This is a genomic window from Streptomyces sp. NC-S4 (assembly GCF_054353315.1).
Map to the genome: position 1 here is coordinate 6,411,711 of NZ_CM135937.1, position 24,272 is coordinate 6,435,982.

Genomic DNA, 24,272 nt, shown 5'->3' on the forward strand with positions numbered 1-24,272 from the left:
GGGCTACTCCTGCTTCTTGCGGCGGGTGCCGAAGACGATCTCGTCCCAGCTCGGTACCGCCGCACGGCGCCCGGGGCGGACCCCGTCGGCCTCGGCCTGGCGGTCGGTGGTGCCCGTCAGGCGGTCCCGGTGGCCCGCCACCGTGCGCGGCATCAGGACATCGGCGTACGCGGCGCCCGCGCCCGCCGAGGCGGCCGGGGCCGGCGGCTCCTCCGCCTCCGGTTCGGTGTCGTCCGGGGTTTCGGTGCGGTCCGGGACCACCATGTCGCCGCGGAAGCTCGGTACCGCCTCCAAGAGGCTGGTGAGCGTGTCGCGTTCCTCTTCCGGTTCCGGGGCCGGCGCCGGCCGGTTGTCGGCCCGCTCCATCTGCCGGTCCAGGGCGCGGTCCAGCGGCCGGTCGCGCGGCAGCCGGGCGATCCTCGGGACGAAGGGGAAGCTGGGCTCCGGCGCCGTCGGCAGGTCCTCCGACTCGCCGATCAGGGAACGCGCCTCGTCGTCCACGGCCACGACCAGCCGGCGCGGCGGGTCGTAGGTCCAGCTGGCCGAGTGCAGTTCGCCCACGACCAGGTAGACGAGCAGGACCTCCCAGGTGCCGTCGTCGCGTCGCCAGGAGTCCCACTGGACGGATTCCTTCTCGGCCCCGCGCAGGGTCAGCCGCTCCTGCACGGCCTCGCCGAGCTGCGGACCGGTGTTCTCACCGGGGCGGCGTACGGGGGTCTTGCGGGCGCGCTCGGCCATGAACGCGCGCTCGGCGAGCACCGGGCCCTCGAAGCGGCGCACGCGGTCGACGGGGATGCCGGCGAGTTGAGCGACCTCCTCCGCGGAGGCACCGGCCCGTATGCGGGCCTGGATGTCGCGGGGGCGGAGGTGGCTCTCCACCTCGATCTCGATCTGGTTCAGGCGCGCGCGATCGTTGCGGACGGCGGCCCGGAGCCGCTCGTCGATCGGAAGCGTGTACTCCGTGCTGTCCGCAGCCTTGAGCACCAGTCGTGTGCCGTCATTTGAGACGGCCACGACACGCAGTTCGGGCATGGGGACCTCCCGGGTGGTGCCTGCCGACGTCACGTGCGTCGCTGCTTCCGCTAGTCGAGTGTGGCCTGCCCGGGTGCAGCCTGCCACAACCTTGCCGAGTTAAACCGGCGTGTCGGGCATGCGCCCTTGATCGCCGTTATGGCACGGTTACCTGTTGGGCACGCACAGTGACCGGATGGTTACTGTGCGCAGCAGGAGCCCGTGCGATACCGCGGCATCACCGGTCATCGAGTGCCGTGTTCCATCCGTCGGCCCCCTCTCCCGAGTCCGGACATCCGAAAGGAAGGACGGCCCCAGGGCTCGCCACAGTACTCCATTCGGGCCACCTGGGTGGACCGCCGCGCCGCCGAACTTTACCCGGACGGCGGGAGTCGGCCTGCCCTCGATCGGGTCCGACCTGCACCCGTGGTCCGTTTTGAGGTGTCTTGCTTCACATAATCGCCAGAAACGGAACTATTCGCTTCGCTCGGCGGTCGGTAACTCCTGGAAGAGGAGAGGCGCGAGAGGCGGGACGCACCAAAGATGGCGATGGGTCAGAAGGCGACGCGGGACGTCGGGGACGAACCGGAGAAGAAGAAGCTCGACCTGAGCGCTGCCCAGGTCGCCGGTTCCTCGCTCGCCACCGTCGCCGCGGCCCTGCTCGCCTCGAAGATGGGCGTCTACGGGACCATCCTCGGGGCCGGTGTGGTCAGCGTGGTCGCCACCGCGGGCGGGCCCGTCATCCAGCACCTCTTCCGGCGCACCGGGGACCGGCTGCGCAGCGGCGCCCGGCCCGGGGTCCGTCAGGTGCCCCCGCCCCGCGGGGAGTCGGCGGGCGCGGGTCCGGCGGCCCCGGGGTACGCGGGGCCCGTGGGGCCCGCCACCGGGGAGTTCGGCGCGGCGACCGTGCACGGCACCCGGGTGCGGGGCTGGAAGCGCACCGCGGTCGCCTCCGGCGCGGCCTTCGCCATCGCCATCGGCGGCCTCGGCACCTACGAGGCGATGGCCGGCACCTCCGTCAGCAGCGGCGGCGGCACCCTCTTCTCCGGCGGCACCCGCACGGTGGAGCGGGACCGCCCCGCCCCGCCCCGGGACGAGCCGGGCGACGGGCAGAGGGGCGGGCACGGTTCCGGAACCTCCCCGAGCCCCTCGCCGTCGCCGGGCGGCCGGAGCCCGAGCCCCGGACCCAGTCCCTCCGGCCCCGGGAGTCCCGACGGCTCCGCGGCCCCGACGCCCGGCGCCTCCCCGTCGAAGGAGGCCCCGAGCTCGTCCCCGGCCCCCACCCCGCCGGCCCCGTCGACCGGTCCGGACGCCCCCTCGCCGGCGGCGCGGCCGAGCGCGCCCTGACCCGGGACCGGCTCAGTCCCCCAGGACGCGCCGCAGGTAGTCGTTGCCGAAGACCCGGTCCGGGTCGAGCCGGTCGCGCAGCGCGGTGAACTCGCCGAACCGCGGGTAGACCTCCGCGAAGTACCCCGCGTCCCGCGTGTGCACCTTGCCCCAGTGCGGACGCCCGCCGTGCGCGGTGAAGATGCGCTCGGCCGCCGTGAAGTAGGCCTGGTACGGGGTGCCCTTGTACATGTGCACCGCGATGTACGCCGTGTCGCGGCCGGACGCCGTCGACAGAGTGATGTCGTCCGCCGGAGCCGTCCGCACCTCCACCGGGAAGCTGATCCGCAGCCCGGAACGGTCGACCATCGCCCGCAGCTCCCGCAGCGCCCCGACCACCTGCTCGCGCGGGAGGGCGTACTCCATCTCCACGAAGCGCACCCGGCGCGGACTGGTGAACACCTTGTACGGGATGTCCGTGTAGGTGCGGGCCGACAGGGCGCGGCTGGCCACCCGTGCGATGGAGGGGATGGTGGCCGGGACCGCGCGGCCCAGGGAGTTGACGGCCTGGAAGAGGCCGTTGGAGAGCAACTCGTCCTCGACCCAGGCGCTCACCCGTCCGGGTGGCGCGGCGGGGCCCTGGCTGCGGTTGTTCCGCTTGGTGTTGCAGTTGCCGGTGTGCGGGAACCAGTAGAACTCGAAGTGCTCGTTCTCCGCGAAGTGCTCCTCGAACTCCGCCGTCACCCGGTCGAAGCCCATCGGCTCCTCCCGGGCGGTCAGGAAGAAGAGCGGCTCCACGGCGAAGGTGATCGCGGTGACGATGCCGAGCGCGCCGATGCCGACCCGGGCAGCCGCGAAGACCTCGGGATTCTCCTTCTCGGAGCAGGTCAGGAGCCGGCCGTCGGCGGTGACCAGTTCCAGGCCGCGGATCTGGGCGGCGATGGAGGCCGAGTCGCGGCCGGTGCCGTGCGTGCCGGTGCTGGTGGCACCGGAGACCGTCTGCTCCATGATGTCGCCCATGTTGGTGAGCGACAGGCCTTCCCGGGCCAGGGCCCGGTTCAGGTCCTTCAAGGCCGTGCCCGCCGCCACCGTGACGGTACCGGCGGCCCGGTCGACCGACCGGATCCCGGCCAGGGCCTGCGGGCGTACGAGCACCCCGTCGGTCGCGGCGGCCGCGGTGAAGGAGTGGCCGGTGCCGACCGCCTTCACCCGCAGTCCGTCCTCGGCGGCCCGGCGGACCGCCTCCTGGAGCTCCCCGACCGAGGCCGGGGTCACCGTGCGGACCGGTGTGGCGGTGACGTTGCCCGCCCAGTTATGCCACGCGGTCCGTTCCGTGCTGTTCTGCCCTGCTGTCGCCGTCCCCATCGATTGCTGGCACCTCCCCTTGCGCCGGCCTCGTCAGCCGGCGGTATCCCGCGAACGCAACCGCCGCCGCGGCCACTCCCGCCGATACGGAGACGACGTACCCGGTCTGCGCACCGGCTGCGTCGACGACCCAGCCGGTCACGGAGGACCCGAGCGCGATTCCGACCGCGAGGCCGGTGCTGATCCAGGTCATGCCCTCGGTCAGCTTCGCGTGTGGCACGTGCGCCTCGATCAGGGCCATCGTGGTGATCATCGTGGGAGCGATGGCGAGGCCCGAGACGAAGAGCGCCACGGCCAGAAACGGCAGGTTCCCGGCCAGTAGGAGGGGGATCATACTCACGGCCATCGCACTGATGCCCAGTACCCAGCGAGGTTCGGCCCTGCCCTTGAAGTGCAGCAGGCCGAAGACGATGCCGGCCAGGCAGGAACCGAACGCCCAGACCGCCAGGAACACCCCGCCGAGGGACTTGCTGCCGTGCTCCGCGGCGAAGGCCAGGGTGGCCACGTCCACGGATCCGAAGATCGCGCCGGTCGCGACGAAGGTCGCCACCAGGACCTGCAGGCCCCGGGAGCGCAGCGCCGAGGACCGGTCCGTGTGCTCCTCGTGCGGATGCGGCTCCGGCTCGGTGGCGGTCAGTGCGGTCAGCCACCACACGCCCGTCAGCAGGAACACGAGGGCGACCACCGGGCCGGCCTCGGGGAACCAGCCGGCCGAGAGCGTCGCGGCCAGCGGCGGGCCCACGATGAAGCACAGCTCGTCGACGATGGACTCGAACGAGTAGGCCGTGTGCAGTTGGGGGGTGTCGCGGAAGAGGGCCGTCCAGCGGGCCCGGACCATCGACCCGACGCTGGGCACGCAGCCGGCCACCACGGCGAAGACGAAGAGCGTCCAGCTCGGCCAGCCGCTCGCGGCCGCGACCAGCAGGCCCGTCACCGCGGCGCCCGCGGTCAGGGTGGCGGGGCGCAGCACCCGCCGCTGTCCGTACTGGTCGACCAGCCGGGACACCTGCGGGCCCACGGCGGCGGCGGACAGGGCGATGGTGGCGGTGATGCCGCCCGCGAGGGCGTAGCTGCCGCCCAGCTCGGTGATCATCGTGAGGACACCGATGCCCACCATGGACAGCGGCATCCGGCCGAGCAGGCCGGCGGCCGTGAACCCCTTGGTGCCGGGAGCCGCGAATATCGCGCGGTAGGGACTGGGCAAGGTGGTGCCCTCCGTAAGGGACGTGGTTGGCTCACACAGGTTACGTCTGCCGACAAGACACCCGCATGGGGAAAATACCGACAGGAAGTAAGGGTGACCTTACCTGTCGTCCGAAGCGTGGGACGGGCCGGGTCCGTTGCCCGGGCGCGGACGCCGGGGTGGCAGGATTCGAGGCATGTCAGACCAGCTCCGTGCTCCCGAAGGCGGCTCCGCCGCCCCTTACGACGCCCTCCTGCTGCTGTCCTTCGGCGGCCCCGAGGGACCCGACGACGTCGTGCCCTTCCTGGAGAACGTCACGCGCGGGCGCGGCATCCCGCGCGAGCGGCTCAAGGAGGTCGGGCAGCACTACTTCGGATTCGGCGGGGTCAGCCCGATCAACGGGCAGAACCGCGAGCTGCTGGACGCGCTCCGCAAGGACTTCGCCGGACACGGGCTGGACCTGCCCGTCTACTGGGGCAACCGGAACTGGGCCCCGTACCTGACCGACGTGATGCGCGAGATGGCCGCCGACGGGCGCCGTCGCATCGCGGTGCTCGCGACCAGCGCGTACGCCTCGTACTCGGGCTGCCGCCAGTACCGCGAGAACCTCGCCGACGCCCTGGCCGCGCTCGCCGAGGAAGGCGTGGAACTGCCGCGGGTCGACAAGCTGCGCCACTACTTCAACCACCCCGGCTTCGTGGAACCCATGATCGACGGGGTGGTGGCCTCGCTCGCCGAACTGCCCGAGGAAGTGCGCTCCGGTGCGCACCTCGCCTTCACCACCCACTCCATTCCGACGGCCGCCGCGGACACCTCCGGCCCGGTCGAGGACCACACCGAGGACGGCGGGGGCGGGGCGTACGTCAAGCAGCACCTCGACGTCGCCCGGGTGATCGCGGACGAGGTCGCCGCCCGGACCGGGGTCGCACACACCTGGGAGCTCGTCTACCAGTCCCGCAGCGGCGCCCCGCACATCCCGTGGCTGGAGCCCGACATCTGCGACCACCTGGAGGCCCTGCACGACGCCGGGGCGCCCGCCGTCGTCATGGTGCCCATCGGCTTCGTCTCCGACCACATGGAAGTCCTCTACGACCTGGACACCGAGGCCACCGCGAAGGCGGCCGAGCTGGGCCTGCCCGTGCGGCGGTCCGCGACCGTCGGCGCCGATCCGCGCTTCGCCGGGGCCGTCCGGGAGCTGGTGCTGGAGCGGGCCGCCAAGGAGCGCGGCGAGCCGGCCGCGGAGTGCTGGGTCGGCGCGCTGGGCCAGAGTCATGACCTGTGCGCGGTGGGCTGCTGCCCGGCGCGGGGCCCCCGGCCGGCGGCCGCGGGCGTGGACAGTCCGTACGCGTAGGGAGTGGGACCGTGATCTCTGACGAGCTGAAGGCCGAACTGCTGGAAGTCGGCCTGGAGGCCGCCCGGCGGGCCGGGGCCCTGCTGCGCGACGGCCGCCCGGCCGATCTGGCGGTGGCGGCGACGAAGAGCAGCCCGATCGACGTGGTGACCGAGATGGACATCGCGGCGGAGAAGCTGATCACCGGCATCCTCGCCGAGCGGCGGCCCGAGGACGGGCTGCTGGGCGAGGAGGGGGCGGACGCCCCGGGCACGAGCGGGGTGCGCTGGATCGTCGACCCGCTGGACGGCACCGTGAACTACCTCTACGGACTTCCGAGCTGGGGCGTGTCCATCGCGGCCGAGTACGGCGGCGAGAGCGTGGTGGGCGTCGTGGCGGCCCCGATGCGGGGGGAGACCTACCACGCGGTGCTCGGGGGCGGGGCGTGGCTGGGTACGGCGCGCCTGGCCTGCCGGCCGACGGCGCCGCTGGACCAGGCACTGCTCGGGACCGGCTTCGCGTACGTGCAGACCCGGCGGGCCCACCAGGCCGAGGTCGCGGCGCGGATCATCCCGCTGGTGCGGGACATCCGGCGGGGCGGGTCGGCCGCACTGGACCTGTGCGACGTGGCCGCCGGGCGGCTGGACGGGTACTACGAGCGGGGGCTGAACCCGTGGGACCTGGCGGCCGGCGACCTGATCGCGCGGGAGGCCGGGGCCCTGACCGGGGGCCGTCCGGGTGAGCCGGCCTCGGGCGAGCTGACCCTGGCCGCCACACCGGCGGTGTTCGCCTCGCTGCAGCCGCTGCTGGAGGAGTCCGGAGCCTGGCACGACTGAAGGCACGCGGACCTGAAGGCATGCGGATCTGAAAGCACGTGGACCCCGGCCGCCCGCTCGGGCGTCCGGGGTCCACGTCGTTCAGCTTCGTTCAGGGGCAGTGCGGGGGTGGTGCAGGGATCGTGCGGAGGCCGTACGGAGATCGTGCGGGAGCAGGATGCGTGCAGAGGTCGTGCGGGGGTCGTGCGGGAAACGCGGGCCGGCCGATCGGGGGATCAGCAGGCGGGCACGGCGGCCGAGACCGGGACACCGTGTTCGGCGGCCAGGCGCTGGAGATCCTCCAGCTCCGCCAGTTCCACTTCCGCGAGGAAGTCGTCGCCCGTCTCGCGGGCGTGCCTGAGGTCCGACTGCGTGGTCCTGATGCGCTGCAGGAGACCCGCGGTGAATGCGTCCATGATGGGTTCGCCCCCTCTTCGTGGGTCGGCGGCGGAACGTGGCTTTCCGCCGTCAGGGAGTGGATGGGGTGTGATCTCGTCCTCCCCTGCACCCTGGGCCCAGAAACCTCGTGAGGCCAGGGAATCCTCACTTCCGCCCCGTCAGCCCCTCCCCGAGCCGCCTTACAGCCGGTTTATGGCCGAAACGGGCAGGATGGGCGACGCAATACACGTGTGCCCTTCTGGGCTCGGAGGAAGGAAACGACGTGCGCGTACTCGTCGTCGAGGACGAGCAGCTGCTCGCCGATGCGGTGGCCACCGGACTACGCCGGGAGGCCATGGCCGTGGACGTCGTGTACGACGGCGCCGCCGCCCTGGAGCGGGTCGGCGTGAACGACTACGACGTGGTCGTGCTCGACCGGGACCTCCCGCTCGTGCACGGCGACGACGTGTGCCGGAAGATCGTCGAGCTCGGCATGCCCACCCGCGTGCTGATGCTGACCGCCTCCGGCGACGTCAGCGACCGGGTGGAGGGGCTGGAGCTCGGGGCGGACGACTACCTGCCCAAGCCGTTCGCCTTCACCGAGCTGACCGCCCGCGTACGGGCGCTCGGACGGCGCACCACGGTCGCGCTGCCGCCCGTACTGGAGCGGGCGGGCATCAAGCTGGACCCGAACCGGAGGGAAGTATTCCGCGAGGGCAGGGAGGTGCAGCTGGCGCCGAAGGAGTTCGCGGTGCTGGAGGTGCTCATGCGCAGCGAGGGGACCGTCGTCTCCGCCGAGCAGCTGCTGGAGAAGGCCTGGGACGAGAACACCGACCCCTTCACCAACGTCGTACGGGTGACCGTGATGACCCTGCGCCGCAAGCTGGGTGAGCCGCCCGTCATCGTGACGGTGCCCGGCTCCGGATACCGGATCTGATGCGCATGGCAACCACCCCGGCGCCACCGGCGGCGCCACCGAAACCGACATGGGACCCCGGCCAGCCCGAGGGTCCCTTCCCGTGGCTGCGGCCGACCATCCGGATACGGCTCACGCTGCTGTACGGCGGGATGTTCCTGATCGCCGGGATCCTGCTGCTGTCGATCATCTACCTGCTGGCGGCGCAGGCCCTGCGGCAGGGCAACGCGATCCCGTTCACGATCGTCCGCGGTCAGAACATCGAGGTCACCAGCACGACCTGCTCCGGTGTGAGCGGCACCAACCAGCCGTTCGAGCAGTTCACCGCGGCGATCAACCAGTGCGTCCTGGAACAGCGCCGGCACGCCCTGGACGACCTGCTGAGCCGGTCGCTGATGGCCCTCCTCGGGCTGAGCATCATCGCCTTCGCCTTCGGCTACGCGATGGCCGGCCGGGTGCTCTCGCCCCTCGGCAAGATCACCCGGACCGCCCGCCGGGTCGTGGGCTCCGACCTGACCCGGCGGATCGAGCTGGACGGGCCGGACGACGAGCTCAAGGAGCTCGCCGACACCTTCGACGACATGCTCGACCGGCTGGAGCGGGCCTTCACGGCCCAGCAGCGGTTCGTCGCGAACGCCTCGCACGAGCTGCGGACCCCGCTCGCGATCAACCGGACCCTGCTGGAGGTGCACCTCTCCGATCCGGGGGCGCCGATCGAGCTCCAGCAGCTGGGCAAGACCCTGCTCGCCACCAACGAGCGCAGCGAGCAGCTGGTCGAGGGCCTGCTGCTGCTGGCCCGCAGCGAGAACCAGATCGTCGAGCGCAAGCCCGTGGACCTGGCGGAGGTCGCCTCGCGCGCCGTCGACCAGGTGCGCGGCGAGGCCGAGGCGAAGGGCGTGGAGATCCGCGGCGAGCGGGCGCCGGCCGTCGTGCAGGGCAACGGGGTGCTGCTGGAGCGGATCGCCCTCAACCTGGTGCAGAACGCCGTCCGGTACAACGTGCCCGAGGGCGGCTGGGTGGAGGTGGTCACCGAGGCCAACCACGATCAGGCGGTGCTCCTGGTGTCGAACACGGGTCCCGTTGTTCCCGCGTACGAGGTGGACAACCTCTTCGAGCCCTTCAGGAGGCTGCGTACGGAGCGCACGGGCAGTGACAAGGGTGTCGGGCTGGGTCTGTCGATCGCGCGCTCCGTGGCGCGCGCACACGGCGGCAGGATCCAGGCGATGCCCCGGGAGGGCGGTGGCCTCGTGATGCGTGTCACTCTTCCCTTGTGAGACCCCGGCGTCGTGTTCGCTTTTGGCTGAATACCTGCCCTGTGAAAACAATCGGTCCTGTGTGATCGATCACATGGGTCGGTGTCTGCCCATGTGCGTTCAGTGACCCCATCGCGGCCGGAACGCCCGGGAAGTCCGGGTTTCCGGCCCCTCGGATGGCGGGAAATACACGGGGTGGCGTTTGTGCATGACGGCCCCCGGACCGTGTACGGTCCCGCTCGTCATCCCAGCCAATCGTCCTTCGGGCGGGCGGCTGGGTGTCGATTGAGTAACAGACCTTGATGTGAGGCAAAATCTCCGCCTCAGGTCGGGCACAAGTCCGGCCTCTCGTGCGTTACGTGCGCTGAGACACCGCTAACACCCAGAGGGGGAGAGCGAACAATGGCAACGGACTACGACACCCCGCGCAAGACCGACGATGACGTCGACAACGACAGCATCGAAGAGCTGAAGGCCCGGCGCAACGAGAAGTCGACCTCGTCCGCGGACATGGACGAATTCGACTCCGTCGAAAGCATGGAGCTGCCCGGTGCGGACCTCTCCAACGAGGAGCTGGCCGTCCGGGTCCTGCCCAAGCAGGCCGACGAGTTCACCTGCATGAGCTGCTTCCTGGTGCACCACCGCAGCCAGCTGGCACGCGAGAAGAACGGCCAGCCGATCTGTCGCGACTGCGACTGACAGGCGTCGGCCGTGGCTGGCTCCACACCCTTCCGGAAGCGACGCTTCCGGAAATCTGGTGATCCGGCGGAGACGCAGGCGGCATCCGTGGATCCGGAAACGGCTCCCGGGGCTTCCGGCGGCTCCGCCAGTGCGGCGATAGCCGTGCCCGCCGACACCGCCCCGGCGGTGCCGTCGGAAACCGATCCCGACGAGGGGTCCCGGCTCCGCTCCGGGGCTCGTCGGATGCAAGCCGTCAGGAACGGCGTGCGCAAGGGCGGCGACAGCGTCAGGGGCGCCACCCAGTACGTCACCGACAGGATCATCGAGAACGCACCTCGCGTTCCGGTTCGGGACCTCGCGACGCTGCGCGCGCAGTTCCCGGGCCTCGGCCCCGAGCAGCTCGCCGAGAAGCTGGTCTCGGGCGCCTGCGCCGCCACCTCGACCGTGGGCGCGGGAATCGGCGCCGCGGCCATGCTGCCCGTGCCGCCCGCGATGCCGGCGGAACTGGCGGCCGAGATCACCGCGGTCGCGGCCATCGAGCTCAAGCTCATCGCCGAACTCCACGAGGTCTACGGGCGCCGCCCGCACGGAGGCCTGGGAGAGCGCAGCCTCGCCTACCTGACCGCCTGGACGGAGGAGCGCGGGGTCGACCTGACCAAGCCGACCACGCTCAACGCGGCGCTCGGCGGGCACATGAAGCGCGAACTGCGCCAGCAGATCATGAAGCGGATGTTCCGCAGCCTGCCGAACCTCATGCCGTTCATGGTGGGCGCCGCCGTCGGCGCGGTCATGAACCGGCGCGACACCCGCAAACTCGCCGAGAAGGTCCGTGGTGACCTGCGGAGGCAGGCCGTGGACTGGGAGGCCCTGGGCTCCCTGCCGCCCCTGGAACGGCCCGCAGGGCCCCTTCCCGAGGCCACCAGGATCGCACTGGAGGCCGCGGATCCCTCCGCGCACGGCTGAGGCCCTCCGCGGCCCTCCGCCGGGGCTGACCGCTCCGGCCGTGCCACCGGCACCACGGGCCGGTCAGGCCGCCTGGGTACGGGCGGCGAGCAGGGCCGCCACCAGGGCCTGCGGCTCGCGGGTGGAGACGTAGACGTACGGGGTCGGGTCGGCCGGGTCGGTGACCTCGACGCGGACCGCGGTCGGCACGTAGCTGCGCATCAGCATGAAGGCGCGGGTGTCCGCCTTGTACGTGCGCCAGGCGCGCGACTCCTCGGCGTCCAGGATCTCGGGCTCGCCCAGCGCCGTCACCGGGATCCGCGCGTCACCGGCCGCCAGCGCACCGCCCACCACGCGCACGCGCGCGGATCCGTACGAGCTCACCACCAGCCCGGCCAGCGCGGTGCCCCCGACCAGCCCGGCCAGCAGCGGCATCGTGCCCAGCGGCAGCAGCATCAACGCGCAGGCGAGGCCGACCAGTACGGCGATGCCCCACCAGGAGCGGGGGGCGGTCAGGCGTTCGTCGTGGTGCGCGGGGGAGAGCTGCATACGGACAAGCCTGCCACGAGGCGACCCGTGGGTAGCCGCGCGGGTAAGGTCTGCGGCTGTGAGTGGACGAAACACAGCGTTGACGCCCCCGGCCGATGCCGCCGCGCCGGTCAGGCACCCCGACGCGCCCGCACCCGGCGAGCTCCTCGGTGCGCACTACGAGCACTGTTTCGGCTGCGGCGGGGGCCAGCCCCACGGACTCCACCTGGAGGCCCGGGCGGGCGAGGGCGTGCGCGTCACCGCCGAGTTCACCGTCCGGCCCGCGCACCAGGGCGCGCCCGGCCTCGCCCACGGCGGGGTGCTCGCCACCGCGCTCGACGAGACGCTGGGTTCCCTGAACTGGCTGCTGCGCGTCATCGCGGTGACGGGGCGGCTGGAGACCGACTTCGTGCGCCCCGTGCCGGTGGACACCGTGCTGTACCTGGAGGCCGAGGTCACCGCCGTCGCCGGCCGGAAGATCTACTGCACGGCCGTCGGCCGGATAGGCGGACCGCAGGGCCCGGTCGCCGTACGCGCCGACGCCCTCTTCATCGAGGTGAAGGTCGACCACTTCATCGACAACGGACGGCCCGAGGAGATCCGGGCGGCGATGGCCGACCCGGACCAGGTCAGGCGCGCACGCGCCTTTGAGGTGAACCCCTGATGTCCCAGAGCAACCACGATTCCGGCCGGCCGGTCGACGTGCTGATCCGCCGCGTCGACCCGGAGGTGCCGATTCCGGCATACGGGCACCCCGGCGACGCCGGCTGCGACCTCGTCACCACCGAGGCCGCCGAGCTGGAGCCGGGCGAGCGCGCCGTACTGCCCACCGGTGTGTCGATCGCGCTGCCCGACGGGTACGCGGCGTTCGTGCACCCGCGGTCCGGCCTGGCCGCACGCTGCGGGCTCGCGCTCGTGAATGCCCCGGGGACGGTGGATGCCGGGTACCGTGGGGAGATCAAGGTGATCGTGGTCAATCTCGACCCTCGCGAGAGCGTCCGGTTCGAGCGTTTCGACCGCATCGCCCAGCTGGTTGTCCAGCGGGTCGAGAAGGTCCGCTTCCATGAGGTGGCGGAACTTCCCGGCTCGGCCCGGGCCGAGGGGGGCTTCGGCTCCACCGGCGGGCATGCGGCCGTGGCCGGATCCGGGGCTGGTCAGCAGGGTGGGAATGGCTACGCTTCGGTCGTAACCGACCGGGAAGGACAGTGACGTGTTCGGACGTCGCAAGAAGAACGACTCCGCCCAAGACGGCGGCGCGGCCGAGCAGGTCGTAGACGGCGTCGCCGAGCAGGACGACGCGGGCGAGCAGGAGAACGCCGCCCCGCGCCGGGTGAACCTGCCGCCGGCCCCGCGGCCCGACGGCCCCTGGGACGTCTCCGAGGTGCTCGGGAACCCGGCCGACGGCCGGGTCGACCTGGGCGGCATCCTCGTACCCGGCGTCGAGGGCATGGAGCTGCGCGTCGAGGTGGCCGGTGACGCGATCGTCGCCGCGACCGTGGTCCTGGGCGACAGTGCCGTGCAGCTGCAGGCCTTCGCCGCGCCCAAGAAGGAGGGCATCTGGGGCGAGGTCCGCGAGGAGATCGCCGCGGGTATCACCCAGCAGGGCGGCATCATCGACGAGGCCCAGGGCTCGCTGGGCTGGGAGCTGCGCGCCCAGGTGCCCGTACCGCTCCCGGACGGGCAGACCGGCGCCCAGCTGGTCCGCTTCGTCGGCGTCGACGGCCCGCGCTGGTTCCTGCGCGGCGTCATCTCCGGCCAGGGCGCCGTGCGCCCCGAGTCGGCGGGTGTGCTGGAGCAGATCTTCCGGGACACCGTCGTCGTCCGCGGTGACGGCCCGATGGCTCCCCGCGACCCGATCGTCCTGAAGCTGCCGAACGACGCCCAGATGGTGCCGGACGGCGTGCAGACGGACGACCAGGAAGGCTCCCGCTTCGGCGGCGGCATGGGGCAGCTCGAACGCGGCCCGGAGATCACCGAGGTCCGCTGACCTCGGACGACCTCGGACGGCCCCCGCGCACAGGGGGCTCGTCATGCGTTTCGGCCGGTGGGCCCCACTCCTTCGGGGGTGGGGCCCACCGGCTTCTGCGCCCCCGGCGGGGTCCCGTACCCCGCGTCAGGGATCCGTCAGGGATCGGCGCCGGGGCGCCGATCGGTGCGTACGCGGCGTGCACGTCCCGGAGAATGGGGCGCATGGGACGCGGCAAGCTCAGGATCTACCTCGGCGCGGCACCCGGTGTGGGCAAGACCTACGCGATGCTCTCCGAGGGGCACCGCCGGGTGGAGCGCGGCGCGGACTGCGTCGTCGGCTTCGTCGAGCACCACGGCCGGCAGCGGACGGAGGTCATGCTCCACGGCCTCGAACAGGTCGAGCGCAAGCCCCTGGTGCACCGGGGCGCCGCCTTCACCGAGATGGACGTGGACGCACTCCTCGCCCGCAGGCCCGCCATAGCGCTGGTCGACGAGCTCGCGCACACCAACGTGCCCGGCTCGCGCAACGCCAAACGCTGGCAGGACGTGGAGGAGCTGCTGCGGGCCGGCATCGACGTCGTGTCCACCGTGAACATCCAGCACCTGGAGTCGCTCGGGGACGTGGTCGAGTCGATCACCGGGGTGCGGCAGCGGGAGACCGTGCCGGACGAGGTGGTCCGCCGGGCCGACCAGGTCGAGCTGGTCGACATGTCCCCGCAGGCCCTGCGCCGGCGGATGGCCCACGGGAACATATACAGGCCCGAGAAGGTCGACGCGGCCCTGTCGAACTACTTCCGGCCGGGCAACCTCACCGCCCTGCGCGAGCTGGCGCTGCTGTGGGTGGCCGACCGGGCGGACGAGTACCTCCAGCAGTACCGGGGCGAGCACGGCATCCGCTCGACCTGGCAGGCGCGGGAGCGGATCGTCGTCGGGCTCACCGGCGGCCCGGAGGGGCGCACGCTCATCCGGCGGGCCTCGCGCCTGGCCGAGAAGGGGGCCGGCGGCGAGGTCCTGGCCGTCTACATCGCCCGCAGCGACGGGCTGACCGCCGCCTCGCCCAAGGAACTCGCCGTCCAGCGGACCCTGGTCGAGGACCTGGGCGGAACGTTTCATCATGTGATCGGCGACAACATCCCCGAAGCCCTGCTCGCCTTCGCGCGCGGGGTCAACGCCACCCAGATCGTGCTCGGCTCCAGCCGCCGCCGCTCCTGGCAGTACGTCTTCGGCCCCGGGGTCGGGGCGAGCGTCGCCCGCGACTCCGGACCCGACCTCGACGTGCACATCGTCACGCACGAGCACGTCGCCAAGGGGCGAGGCCTGCCCGTGGTGCCCTCGGCGGCCCGGCTCGGGCGGACCCGGATCATCGCCGGCTGGGTGGTGGGGGCGGTCCTGCCCGTACTGCTGTGCCTGCTGCTCACGCACGTCGACGCGGACCTCGGCCTCGCCAACGACATGCTGCTCTTCCTGTCGCTGACGGTGGCGGCCGCGCTGCTCGGCGGGCTCTGGCCGGCCCTGGCCTCCGCGGCCCTCGGCTCACTGCTGCTGAACTACTTCTTCGCACCGCCGCTGCACCGCTTCACGGTGTCCGACCCCAAGAACATCGTCGCCATCGCCGTCTTCTTCGGGGTCGCCGTCTCCGTGGCCTCGGTCGTGGACCTGGCCGCCCGCCGCACCCACCAGGCGGCCCGGCTGCGCGCCGAGTCCGAGATCCTCTCCTTCCTGGCCGGCAGCGTGCTGCGCGGCGAGACCACCCTGGACGCGCTGCTGGAGCGGGTGCGCGAGACCTTCGCCATGGAGTCCGTGGCCCTGCTGGAGCGGGCGGGCGACCTGGAGCCCTGGAAACCGGCCGGCAGCGTCGGTCCCGGCCCCGTCGCCCGGCCCGAGGACGCCGACGTGGACATGCCCATCGGGGACCACATGGCCCTGGCCCTGTCCGGCCGGGTGCTGCCCGCCGAGGACCGCCGGGTGCTCGGTGCCTTCGCGGCGCAGGCGGCCGTGGTCCTGGACCGTCAGCGGCTGGTCGGCGAGGCCGAGGAGGCCCGCCGGATGGCCGAGGGCAACCGGATCCGCACCGCGCTGCTGGCCGCCGTCAGCCATGACCTGCGGACCCCGCTGGCCTCCATCAAGGCCTCCGTCAGCTCCCTGCGCTCCGCCGACGTGGAATGGAGCGAGGAGGACCGGGCCGAGCTCCTCGAAGGCATCGAGGACGGCGCCGACCGCCTCGACCACCTGGTGGGCAACCTGCTCGACATGTCCCGGCTGCAGACCGGCACCGTCACCCCGCTGATCCGGGAGATCGACCTCGACGAGGTGGTCCCGATGGCGCTGGGCGGTGTACCGGAGGACAGCGTGCTGCTGGACGTGCCCGAGGCGCTGCCGATGGTGGCGGTGGACCCGGGGCTGCTGGAGCGGACCGTGGCCAACGTCGTGGAGAACGCCGTCAAGTACAGCCCGGCCGGGGAGCCGGTCCTGGTGGCGGCCAGCAGCCTCGGCGACCGGGTCGAGGTCCGCGTCGTCGACCGCGGGCGGGGCGTGCCCGACGAGGCGAAGGACCGTATCTTCGCCCCCTTCCAGCGGTACGGGGACGCCCCGCGCGGGGCAGGCGTGGGCCTCGGGCTCGCCGTCGCCCGCGGGTTCGCCGAGGCGATGGACGGCACCCTGACGGCCGAGGACACCCCCGGGGGCGGGCTGACGATGGTGCTCACATTGCGCGCGGTACGGGGCGAACGGGTACCGGAGCGTGCCACGGTGGGCGTGGGCGTGAGCGCGACGGCGGAACCGACGGAACCGAACGGACCGAAGGAACCGAACGAACCGAACGAACTTGGTCACGACCGTGATCGGATGACGCGACAGAAGGCAGGACCTCAATGACCCGGGTGCTCGTGGTGGAAGACGAGCCGCAGATCGTCCGAGCGCTTGTGATCAACCTGAAGGCGCGCAGATACGAGGTCGACGCCGCGGCCGACGGGGCGAGTGCACTGGAGCTCGCGGCCGCCCGCCACCCCGACGTGGTCGTGCTCGACCTCGGACTGCCCGACATGGACGGGGTCGAGGTGATCAAGGGCCTGCGCGGCTGGACCCGGGTACCGATCCTGGTCCTCTCCGCCCGGCACAGCTCCGACGAGAAGGTCGAGGCCCTGGACGCGGGCGCCGACGACTACGTCACCAAGCCCTTCGGCATGGACGAGCTGCTGGCGCGGCTGCGCGCCGCCGTCCGCCGGGCCGAGCCGGCCGCCGGCTCCGGCGAGGACGAGGTGGTCGTGGAGACGGACGGCTTCACGGTGGACCTGGCCGCCAAGAAGGCCGTGCGCGAGGGCCGCGACGTACGGCTGACGCCCACCGAGTGGCACCTGCTGGAGGTCCTGGTCCGCAACGCCGGCAAACTGGTCAGCCAGAAGCAGCTGCTCCAGGAGGTCTGGGGGCCCTCGTACGGCACCGAGACGAACTACCTGCGGGTCTACATGGCCCAACTGCGGCGCAAGCTGGAGGCGGATCCCTCGCATCCGCGGCACTTCATCACCGAGCCGGGCATGGGCTACCGCTTCGAGCGGTAGTGCGCACGCCGGTAGGCTTCCTTTATGAGTGCTGAACCGCGTCCCGAGAAGTCCGCGAAGCCGGCCAGGCCTGCGGGCCGGTTCCGCCGGATGATTGAGCGGCTGTCCACCTCCCAGGAGGAGCTGCATTCGGCGGAGCTGCAGGAGGACGCAGAAGCCGCGGGGTGCACGCGGATCTGCGACTGCCACGACCGTCAGATAGTCAAGGTGACCGGAACCCTGCGTACCGTCACCCTGCGGCCGCGTGCGGGCGTTCCCGCCCTGGAGGCCGAGCTCTTCGACGGCTCGGCCGCGCTGGACGTGGTCTGGCTCGGGCGTCGCTCGATCGTGGGAATCGAGCCCGGCCGACGCATGATCGCCTCGGGGCGCATCTCCATGACCCACGGCCGTCGGGTGCTCTTCAACCCGAAGTACGAACTCCGCCCGCTCGGACAGGAGCACTGACCGGTGACGTCACTCGACAAACCGACCACCCCGAATTCGGCCGGGCCGCGCCACGCCGCCGCCCCTTCCGCCGACCAGAAGGCCGTGACCCAGGCGGCGCTCTTCGATGCCTTCGGCGGTATCCGGGGCACCGTGGAGACGATGCTGCCCGGGCTGCTCTTCGTCATGATCTACACGATCAACAAGGACGTGAAGTGGTCCGCCATCGCGGCGGGCGCGGTCGCGGTCCTGCTGGTGATCGTGCGGCTGCTGCGCAAGGACACGGTCAAGCACGCCTTCAGCGGAGTCTTCGGCGTGGGCGTGGGTGTGGCCTTCGCCCTGTTCACGGGCAGCGCGAAGGGCTTCTACCTGCCCGGCATGATCTACGGCGTCGGTCTCGGCCTGGCCTTCACGCTCTCGGCGCTGGTGGGCTTCCCGCTGCTCGGCGTGATCCTGGGCCCGGTGTTCAAGGAGAACCTCTCCTGGCGCACCCGCAACCCCGGGCGCAAGAAGGCGTACGTCAAGGCCAGCCTGGCCTGGGGCCTGATCTTCCTCGCCAAGTACGCGATCCTCTTCCCGCTGTACTGGTGGGGTGACGCGACGCAGCTGGGCTGGGTGCTGATCGCGCTGAAGCTCCCGCCGATGGTGCTCGCGGTGTACTTCACCTGGGTCTTCCTGGCGAAGGCGCCGCCGCCGATCGACGTGATCGCGGAGTGGGAGGCCAAGGAGGCCGCGGAGGCCGCCGCCAAGGGGCCGAAGGCCTGACGGCCGCCGACTGACGCAAAGGGGCGGGACCGGGCCGACAGGCCGGTCCCGCCCCTTTGCGCTGCCACGGCTCCGGCGGCCGGGGCCACTGCCCGGGCGGGCGCGGGAGCGGGGGCCGGCCCGGGGACCACCCGGCAGCGCCCTGCCGGCGCCCGCCGGGCTGCCGCCGTACTCCCCGGGGCCCGTAGGACAGTTCGGTGCGCTGGTCCGAGGCCGATGCCGGAGTTTCGTGCCGGGCTGTTGCGCCGGGGGGCCGGCGTCCGCGCCGCGCCGAGGCCGACGCCCGACGGCTCGCGGCGTGCCCCTGCCGGGCCCGGGAGCCCTGGGGCGGAACGGCTGCAAGGATGCGGGGCCGCGCCCGCCCGGGCAGCGGGACGGGTTCTCTGCTTAGCGCAGCGCAGCGCCGCGCCGAGGCCGGCGCCCGGCGGCTCGCGGCGTGCCCCTGCCGGGATGCGGGTCCGCGTCCGCGCGGTCGGCGCCGCGCAGGGGCGGGCCCGTGGTGGCCGACGGCCCCGGGCCGGGCGCCGGGCTTGCGCAGCCGGTCCCGGCGGCGGCCGGGAAGCCCGAAGGGGGTGCCGCCCGGCCGGGCGGCACCCCCTTCGTCGTCGAGCGGCCCGCAGGGCTAGCGGCGGGCCTGGAGGAGGTCCTCCAGCTGTTCCTCGCGGGCCTGGGCGGCCACGAAGAGCAGCTCGTCGCCCGGCTCCAGGGTCTCCTCCCCGTGCGGGGTGAGGACCCGGTTGCCCCGGATGATCGTGACCAGCGAGGTGTCCTCGGGCCAGGTGATGTCGCTGATCTGGGTGCCCGCGACCGAGGAGTCGGCCGGCAGGGTCAGCTCGACGAGGTTGGCGTCGCCGTGGCTGAAGCGCAGCAGCCGTACCAGGTCGCCGACGCTCACGGCCTCCTCGACCAGGGCCGACATCAGGCGCGGCGTGGAGACGGCGACGTCGACGCCCCAGGACTCGTTGAAGAGCCACTCGTTCTTCGGGTTGTTGACGCGGGCCACCACGCGCGGGACCCCGTACTCGGTCTTGGCGAGCAGCGAGACGACGAGGTTGACCTTGTCGTCACCGGTGGCCGCGATGACCACGTTGCAGCGCTGCAGTGCCGCCTCGTCCAGCGAGGTGATCTCGCAGGCGTCGGCCAGCAGCCACTCGGCCTGCGGCACCCGCTCGACCGAGATGGCCGTCGGGGCCTTGTCGACCAGGAGCACCTCGTGGCCGTTCTCCAGCAGTTCGCCCGCGATGGACCGGCCCACCGCGCCCGCACCGGCGATCGCGACCCTCATGCGTGTGCCTCCTCGGGCCCCTCGGCGAACGCCGCCTCGACCTTGTCGATCTCGTCCGTGCGCATCATCACGTGGACGAGGTCGCCCTCCTGCAGGACCGTCGCCGACGTGGGCAGCATCGCTTCGCCCAGGCGGGTGAGGAACGCCACGCGGACGCCCGTCTCGTCCTGGAGCTTGCTGACCTTGTGGCCGATCCAGGCGGCGGAGGTGTGCACCTCGGCGAGCTGCACCCCGCCGCTCGGGTCGCGCCACAGCGGCTCGGCCCCCGAGGGCAGCAGCCTGCGCAGCATCTGGTCGGCGGTCCACCGCACGGTGGCGACGGTGGGGATGCCGAGGCGCTGGTACACCTCGGCGCGCTTGGGGTCGTAGATGCGGGCGGCGACGTTCTCCACGCCGAACATCTCGCGGGCCACGCGGGCCGCGATGATGTTGGAATTGTCACCACTGCTGACGGCGGCGAAGGCGCCCGCGTCCTCGATTCCCGCCTCCCTCAGGGTGTCCTGGTCGAAGCCCACCCCGGTGACGCGGCGGCCGCCGAAACCGGCGCCGAGCCGGCGGAATGCGGTGGGGTCCTGGTCGACGACGGCGACCGTATGCCCCTGCTGTTCCAGGGTTTGCGCGAGGGCGGAGCCCACTCTTCCGCAACCCATGATGACGATGTGCACGGCCGTCCTTCCGGCTGTCAGCGACTCGCTGGTTCCCAGCCTCATTGCATGCTCTGGTTAAACAGGGTCTCAGACCATGGCCCAAGCTACACACGGGCGGTCACCCATGGGGTCTCTTGCGTCGCAGTCGTGCTGCGGGTGGGGAGGAATTGCGGCGGGATTGCGGTATGAGGGGGTGGGGGGTTCGTCAGGCTGATTTCGAACGCTTACGATCCTCTGCGTGTCCAAACTGACCGACGTGCCCAAACGGATCCTGATCGGCCGGGCGCTGCGCAGCGACCGCCTCGGAGAAACACTCCTTCCCAAGCGGATCGCCCTTCCCGTCTTCGCCTCCGACCCGCTGTCCTCCGTGGCATATGCCCCCGGCGAGGTCCTGCTGGTCCTGTCGATCGCGGGCGTGTCGGCGTACCAGTACAGCCCCTGGATCGCGCTCGCGGTCGTCGTGCTGATGTTCACCGTCGTGGCGTCCTACCGCCAGAACGTCCACGCCTACCCGAGCGGCGGCGGCGACTACGAGGTCGCCAACACCAACCTCGGACCCAGGGCCGGCCTCACCGTGGCGAGCGCCCTGCTCGTCGATTACGTCCTGACCGTCGCCGTGTCGATCTCCTCCGGGGTCGAGAATCTCGGCTCCGCGGTGGATTTCGTGATCGAGCACAAGGTGCTCTCGGCGATGGTCATGATCCTTCTCCTCACCCTGATGAACCTGCGCGGTGTGAAGGAATCCGGGAAGCTCTTCGCGATCCCGACCTATGTCTTCGTCGCCGCCGTATTCGTCATGATCGGCTGGGGTGCCTGGAAGGGCCTCGTCCTCGACGACACGATGACCGCCCCCACCGCGAATCTCGAGATCAAGCCCGAGCAGCAGGGCCTGGCCGGCTTCGCGATGGTGTTCCTGCTGCTGCGGGCCTTCTCCTCCGGCTGTGCCGCCCTCACCGGCGTCGAGGCCATCAGCAACGGCGTGCCCGCCTTCCGCAAGCCCAAGAGCAAGAACGCGGCCAGCACCCTCGCCCTCATGGGCGCCCTGGCCGTCACCATGTTCTGCGGCATCATCGGCCTGGCCATGGCCACCGACGTGCGGATGGCGGAGAACCCCGCGACCGACCTGCTCGACAACGGCGTCCCCGTGGGCCCCGGATACGTCCAGCACCCGGTCATCTCCCAGGTCGCCGAGGCCGTCTTCGGCAACGGCAGCTTCCTGTTCGTCCTGCTGGCCGCGGCCACCGCGCTGGTGCTGTTCCTGGCCGCGAACACCGCGTACAACGGCTTCCCGCTGCTCGGCTCGATCCTCGCCCAGGACCGCTACCTGCCGCGCCAGCTGCACACCCGCGGCGACCGGCTCGCCTTCTCCAACGGCATCGTGCTCCTCGCGGGCGCGGCCATGCTGCTCGTGTGGATCTACGACGCCGACTCCACCAAGCTGATCCAGCTCTACATCGTGGGTGTCTTCGTCTCCTTCACCCTGAGCCAGATCGGCATGGTCCGGCACTGGAACCGGCACCTGAAGACGGAGCGCGACGTCGCCGCCCGCCGCCGGATGCACCGCAGCCGGGCCATCAACACCTTCGGCGCCTTCTTCACCGGCATGGTGCTGGCCGTCGTCCTCGCGACCAAGTTCACCCACGGCGCCTGGGTGGCCCTGCTCGGCATGGTGATCTTCTACGGCACCATGACCGCGATCCGCAAGCACTACGACCGCGTCTCCGCGGAGATCGCCGCCGCCGAGGGCCCCAGCGAGGACAGCGTGCGCCCCTCCCGGGTCCACTCGATCGTCCTGGTCTCCAAGGTCCACAAGCCCACGCTGCGCGCCCTGGCGTTCGCCAAGCTGACCCGCTCGGACACGCTGGAAGCCCTCAGCATCAGCGTCGACCCGGCCGAGACCAAGGCCCTGCGCGAGGAATGGGACCGCCGCGGGATCAACGTCCCGCTCAAGATCCTCGACTCCCCGTACCGGGAGATCACCCGCCCGGTCGTCGAGTACGTCAAGGGCCTGCGCAGCGAGAACCCGCGCGACGCGGTCAGCGTCTACATCCCCGAGTACGTCGTCGGCCGCTGGTACGAACACCTGCTGCACAACCAGAGCGCGCTGCGCCTCAAGGGCCGGCTGCTCTTCACCCCCGGTGTGATGGTCACCTCGGTGCCGTACCAGCTGGAGTCCTCGGAGCTCGCCAAGCGGCGGGCGAAGAAGCGCCAGGACTGGAACGCCCCGGGCGCGGTGCGCCGCGGCCCGGTGGACACGCCGAGGCCGCCGAAGGCGCCGACCGGCAAGGGCTGAACGGGTTGGTGAACGGCCGGACGAGATCCACGTAAACTGGTGGGTCGGTCGTCCGGCCGTTCCCCGTTTTCGGTTTTTTGGAGTCTCCCCACCATGACGAGCGTCGAGCAGAACGAGAAGCGGTCACTGGTCGGGGAGGAGTACGAGGTCGAGGTCGGCCCCGTGGCGCACGGCGGCCACTGCATCGCCCGCACCGTCGACGGCCGGGTCCTGTTCGTCCGCCACACCCTCCCGGGGGAGAAGGTGATCGCCAGGGTCACCGAGGGCGAGACGGACTCCCGCTACCTGCGCGCCGACGCGATCACCGTGCTCGACGCCTCCAAGGACCGCGTCGAGGCCCCCTGCCCGTACGCCGGCCCCGGCAAGTGCGGCGGCTGCGACTGGCAGCACGCCAAGCCCGGCGCCCAGCGCCGGCTCAAGGGCGAGGTCGTCGCAGAGCAGCTGAAGCGGCTCGCGGGGCTCACCCCGGAGGAGGCCGGCTGGGACGGCACCGTGATGCCGGCCGAGGGCGACAAGCTGCCGGCCGGGCAGGTGCCGCAGTGGCGCACCCGCGTGCAGTTCGCCATCGACGAGGACGGCAACGCGGGCCTGCGCAAGCACCGCTCTCACGACATCGAACTGATCGACCACTGCATGATCGCGGCGCCGGGCGTCAGCGAACTGGGCATCGAGAAGCAGGACTGGCCCCAGATGGCCACGGTCGAGGCGATCGCGGCGACGGGCTCCCAGGACCGCCAGGTCGTCCTGACCCCCCGCCCGGGCGGCCGCCTGCCGCTGGTGGAGCTCGACAAGCCGGTCTCGGTCCTGCGGGTGGAGGAGAAGGACGGCGGGGTCCACCGCGTCCACGGCCGCCCGTTCGTCCGCGAGCGCGCCGACGGCCGTACCTACCGCGTGGGCATGGGCGGCTTCTGGCAGGTCCACCCGCAGGCCGCGGACACCCTGATCAAGGCCGTCATGCAGGGCCTGATGCCGCGCAGGGGCGAGATGGCCCTCGACCTCTACTGCGGCGTCGGCATCTTCGCGGGAGCCCTCGCGGAACGCCTCGGCGAGACCGGCGCCGTCCTCGGCATCGAGTCGACGAAGCGCGCGGTGGAGGACGCCCGCCACAACCTGGCGGACTTCCCGCGGGTCCGCATCGAGCAGGGCAAGGTCGAGCAGATCCTCCCGAAGACCGGGATCACGGAATGCGACCTGGTCGTCCTGGACCCCCCGCGCGCGGGCGCGGGCAAGCAGACGGTCCGCCACGTGGCCGGCCTCTCGGCCCGCCGCATCGCCTACGTGGCCTGCGACCCGGCGGCCCTGGCCCGCGACCTGGGCTACTTCAAGGAATACGGCTACAAGCCCCGCACCCTGCGCGTCTTCGACCTCTTCCCGATGACCCACCACGTCGAGTGCGTGGCCATCCTGGAGCCCATCAACAAGGCCGCCTGACCTGCTCCTTCTCCGGGTGTGCCTGATCGGTGGTACGTGCGTGAGGCGCGGTGTCCTGACGCGTATCTGACGCACGTGCCGCACGGACGGGGCGATTCCTGATGGGCCATCATGCGTGATCGGTGACCGCCGGGCGGAGCCCTCGGCTGGTGGTCTGTCCTGGTGGCATGGTCTC

23 protein-coding genes are annotated in these 24,272 nt (G+C 71.8%); 16 read left to right on the plus strand and 7 right to left on the minus strand.

Features of this window, described 5'->3' with window-relative positions; genetic code table 11:
- Positions 1-3: 3 nt before the first annotated feature.
- Positions 4-1,032, minus strand: coding sequence for a septation protein SepH (sepH, locus tag ACXNSR_RS28900; RefSeq protein ID WP_458638288.1), 1,029 nt, complete (start codon positions 1,030-1,032; stop codon positions 4-6).
- Positions 1,033-1,554: 522 nt separating this feature from the next.
- On the opposite strand from sepH, the gene ACXNSR_RS28905 reads away from it, so the two are divergent.
- Positions 1,555-2,358: a hypothetical protein gene (locus ACXNSR_RS28905; RefSeq protein WP_458638289.1), complete on the plus strand. Its 804-nt coding sequence runs from the start codon at positions 1,555-1,557 to the stop codon at positions 2,356-2,358.
- Positions 2,359-2,370: 12 nt separating this feature from the next.
- On the opposite strand, the gene ACXNSR_RS28910 is transcribed toward ACXNSR_RS28905, so the two are convergent.
- Both ACXNSR_RS28910 and ACXNSR_RS28915 read right to left on the minus strand, forming a co-directional pair.
- Positions 2,371-3,702 (minus strand): D-arabinono-1,4-lactone oxidase, encoded by a 1,332-nt coding sequence (locus ACXNSR_RS28910; RefSeq protein ID WP_458638290.1) that lies wholly within the window; start codon positions 3,700-3,702, stop codon positions 2,371-2,373.
- Positions 3,650-4,906 (minus strand): MFS transporter, encoded by a 1,257-nt coding sequence (locus tag ACXNSR_RS28915; RefSeq protein WP_458638291.1) that lies wholly within the window; start codon positions 4,904-4,906, stop codon positions 3,650-3,652. The genes ACXNSR_RS28910 and ACXNSR_RS28915 overlap by 53 nt, the downstream gene beginning before the upstream one ends.
- A 175-nt stretch (positions 4,907-5,081) precedes the next feature.
- Between ACXNSR_RS28915 and ACXNSR_RS28920 the strand changes: the two genes are divergently transcribed.
- Together ACXNSR_RS28920 and ACXNSR_RS28925 are read left to right on the plus strand one after the other, a co-directional pair.
- The gene (locus ACXNSR_RS28920; protein ID WP_458638292.1) at positions 5,082-6,236 is read left to right on the plus strand and encodes a ferrochelatase; all 1,155 of its coding nucleotides are present in this window, start codon (positions 5,082-5,084) and stop codon (positions 6,234-6,236) included.
- Between the two features lie 14 nt (positions 6,237-6,250).
- The gene (locus ACXNSR_RS28925) at positions 6,251-7,051 is read left to right on the plus strand and encodes an inositol monophosphatase family protein (protein WP_458643423.1); all 801 of its coding nucleotides are present in this window, start codon (positions 6,251-6,253) and stop codon (positions 7,049-7,051) included.
- Positions 7,052-7,266: 215 nt separating this feature from the next.
- Here the strand turns inward: ACXNSR_RS28925 and ACXNSR_RS28930 are convergent, their stop codons facing one another.
- Positions 7,267-7,446, minus strand: coding sequence for a hypothetical protein (locus tag ACXNSR_RS28930; protein ID WP_030008766.1), 180 nt, complete (start codon positions 7,444-7,446; stop codon positions 7,267-7,269).
- A 245-nt stretch (positions 7,447-7,691) separates the two neighbouring features.
- On the opposite strand from ACXNSR_RS28930, the gene ACXNSR_RS28935 reads away from it, so the two are divergent.
- From ACXNSR_RS28935 to ACXNSR_RS28950, 4 genes are all read left to right on the plus strand, one after another.
- The gene (locus ACXNSR_RS28935; protein ID WP_030036265.1) at positions 7,692-8,345 is read left to right on the plus strand and encodes a response regulator transcription factor; all 654 of its coding nucleotides are present in this window, start codon (positions 7,692-7,694) and stop codon (positions 8,343-8,345) included.
- 5 nt (positions 8,346-8,350) lie between these two features.
- Entirely contained in the window at positions 8,351-9,598 is a 1,248-nt protein-coding gene (locus ACXNSR_RS28940; RefSeq protein ID WP_458638293.1) for a sensor histidine kinase, read from the plus strand.
- Positions 9,599-9,979: 381 nt separating this feature from the next.
- Complete coding sequence (locus ACXNSR_RS28945; RefSeq protein ID WP_030008769.1) at positions 9,980-10,276, plus strand: DUF4193 domain-containing protein; 297 nt, start codon at positions 9,980-9,982, stop codon at positions 10,274-10,276.
- Positions 10,277-10,288: 12 nt separating this feature from the next.
- The gene (locus ACXNSR_RS28950; RefSeq protein WP_458638294.1) at positions 10,289-11,221 is read left to right on the plus strand and encodes a hypothetical protein; all 933 of its coding nucleotides are present in this window, start codon (positions 10,289-10,291) and stop codon (positions 11,219-11,221) included.
- A gap of 63 nt (positions 11,222-11,284) precedes the next feature.
- On the opposite strand, the gene ACXNSR_RS28955 is transcribed toward ACXNSR_RS28950, so the two are convergent.
- The gene (locus tag ACXNSR_RS28955; protein ID WP_458638295.1) at positions 11,285-11,749 is read right to left on the minus strand and encodes a DUF3093 domain-containing protein; all 465 of its coding nucleotides are present in this window, start codon (positions 11,747-11,749) and stop codon (positions 11,285-11,287) included.
- A gap of 58 nt (positions 11,750-11,807) precedes the next feature.
- Here ACXNSR_RS28955 and ACXNSR_RS28960 point away from each other — a divergent pair, with 58 nt between their 5' ends.
- The 7 genes from ACXNSR_RS28960 (at position 11,808) to ACXNSR_RS28990 (ending at position 18,441) form a co-directional block, all read left to right on the plus strand.
- On the plus strand, positions 11,808-12,392 hold the full coding sequence (locus tag ACXNSR_RS28960; RefSeq protein ID WP_458638296.1) for a PaaI family thioesterase: 585 nt from the start codon (positions 11,808-11,810) through the stop codon (positions 12,390-12,392).
- Positions 12,392-12,937, plus strand: a complete 546-nt coding sequence (gene dut, locus ACXNSR_RS28965; protein ID WP_458638297.1) for a dUTP diphosphatase — start codon at positions 12,392-12,394, stop codon at positions 12,935-12,937. Before ACXNSR_RS28960 ends, dut begins: the two co-directional genes overlap by 1 nt.
- Position 12,938: 1 nt before the next feature.
- Positions 12,939-13,715 (plus strand): DUF3710 domain-containing protein, encoded by a 777-nt coding sequence (locus tag ACXNSR_RS28970; protein WP_458638298.1) that lies wholly within the window; start codon positions 12,939-12,941, stop codon positions 13,713-13,715.
- A gap of 203 nt (positions 13,716-13,918) precedes the next feature.
- Entirely contained in the window at positions 13,919-16,570 is a 2,652-nt protein-coding gene (locus ACXNSR_RS28975) for a DUF4118 domain-containing protein (RefSeq protein WP_458638299.1), read from the plus strand.
- Complete coding sequence (locus ACXNSR_RS28980; protein WP_458638300.1) at positions 16,567-17,253, plus strand: response regulator; 687 nt, start codon at positions 16,567-16,569, stop codon at positions 17,251-17,253. Before ACXNSR_RS28975 ends, ACXNSR_RS28980 begins: the two co-directional genes overlap by 4 nt.
- Positions 17,254-17,277: 24 nt before the next feature.
- Positions 17,278-17,697 carry an OB-fold nucleic acid binding domain-containing protein gene (locus ACXNSR_RS28985; RefSeq protein WP_094744607.1) on the plus strand — a complete coding sequence of 140 codons (420 nt, stop codon included), beginning with the start codon at positions 17,278-17,280 and terminating at the stop codon, positions 17,695-17,697.
- Positions 17,698-17,700: 3 nt separating this feature from the next.
- On the plus strand, positions 17,701-18,441 hold the full coding sequence (locus ACXNSR_RS28990; protein ID WP_458638301.1) for a DUF3159 domain-containing protein: 741 nt from the start codon (positions 17,701-17,703) through the stop codon (positions 18,439-18,441).
- Between the two features lie 622 nt (positions 18,442-19,063).
- Here ACXNSR_RS28990 and ACXNSR_RS28995 read toward each other — a convergent pair.
- Positions 19,064-19,726 carry a potassium channel family protein gene (locus tag ACXNSR_RS28995; RefSeq protein WP_266605851.1) on the minus strand — a complete coding sequence of 221 codons (663 nt, stop codon included), beginning with the start codon at positions 19,724-19,726 and terminating at the stop codon, positions 19,064-19,066.
- The gene (locus ACXNSR_RS29000) at positions 19,723-20,391 is read right to left on the minus strand and encodes a potassium channel family protein (protein WP_030016272.1); all 669 of its coding nucleotides are present in this window, start codon (positions 20,389-20,391) and stop codon (positions 19,723-19,725) included. The genes ACXNSR_RS28995 and ACXNSR_RS29000 overlap by 4 nt, the downstream gene beginning before the upstream one ends.
- 220 nt (positions 20,392-20,611) lie before the next feature.
- Here ACXNSR_RS29000 and ACXNSR_RS29005 point away from each other — a divergent pair, with 220 nt between their 5' ends.
- Both ACXNSR_RS29005 and ACXNSR_RS29010 read left to right on the plus strand, forming a co-directional pair.
- The gene (locus ACXNSR_RS29005) at positions 20,612-22,666 is read left to right on the plus strand and encodes an APC family permease (RefSeq protein WP_458638302.1); all 2,055 of its coding nucleotides are present in this window, start codon (positions 20,612-20,614) and stop codon (positions 22,664-22,666) included.
- Positions 22,667-22,759: 93 nt separating this feature from the next.
- The gene (locus ACXNSR_RS29010; protein ID WP_458638303.1) at positions 22,760-24,097 is read left to right on the plus strand and encodes a class I SAM-dependent RNA methyltransferase; all 1,338 of its coding nucleotides are present in this window, start codon (positions 22,760-22,762) and stop codon (positions 24,095-24,097) included.
- The last annotated feature ends 175 nt before the right edge of the window (positions 24,098-24,272 follow it).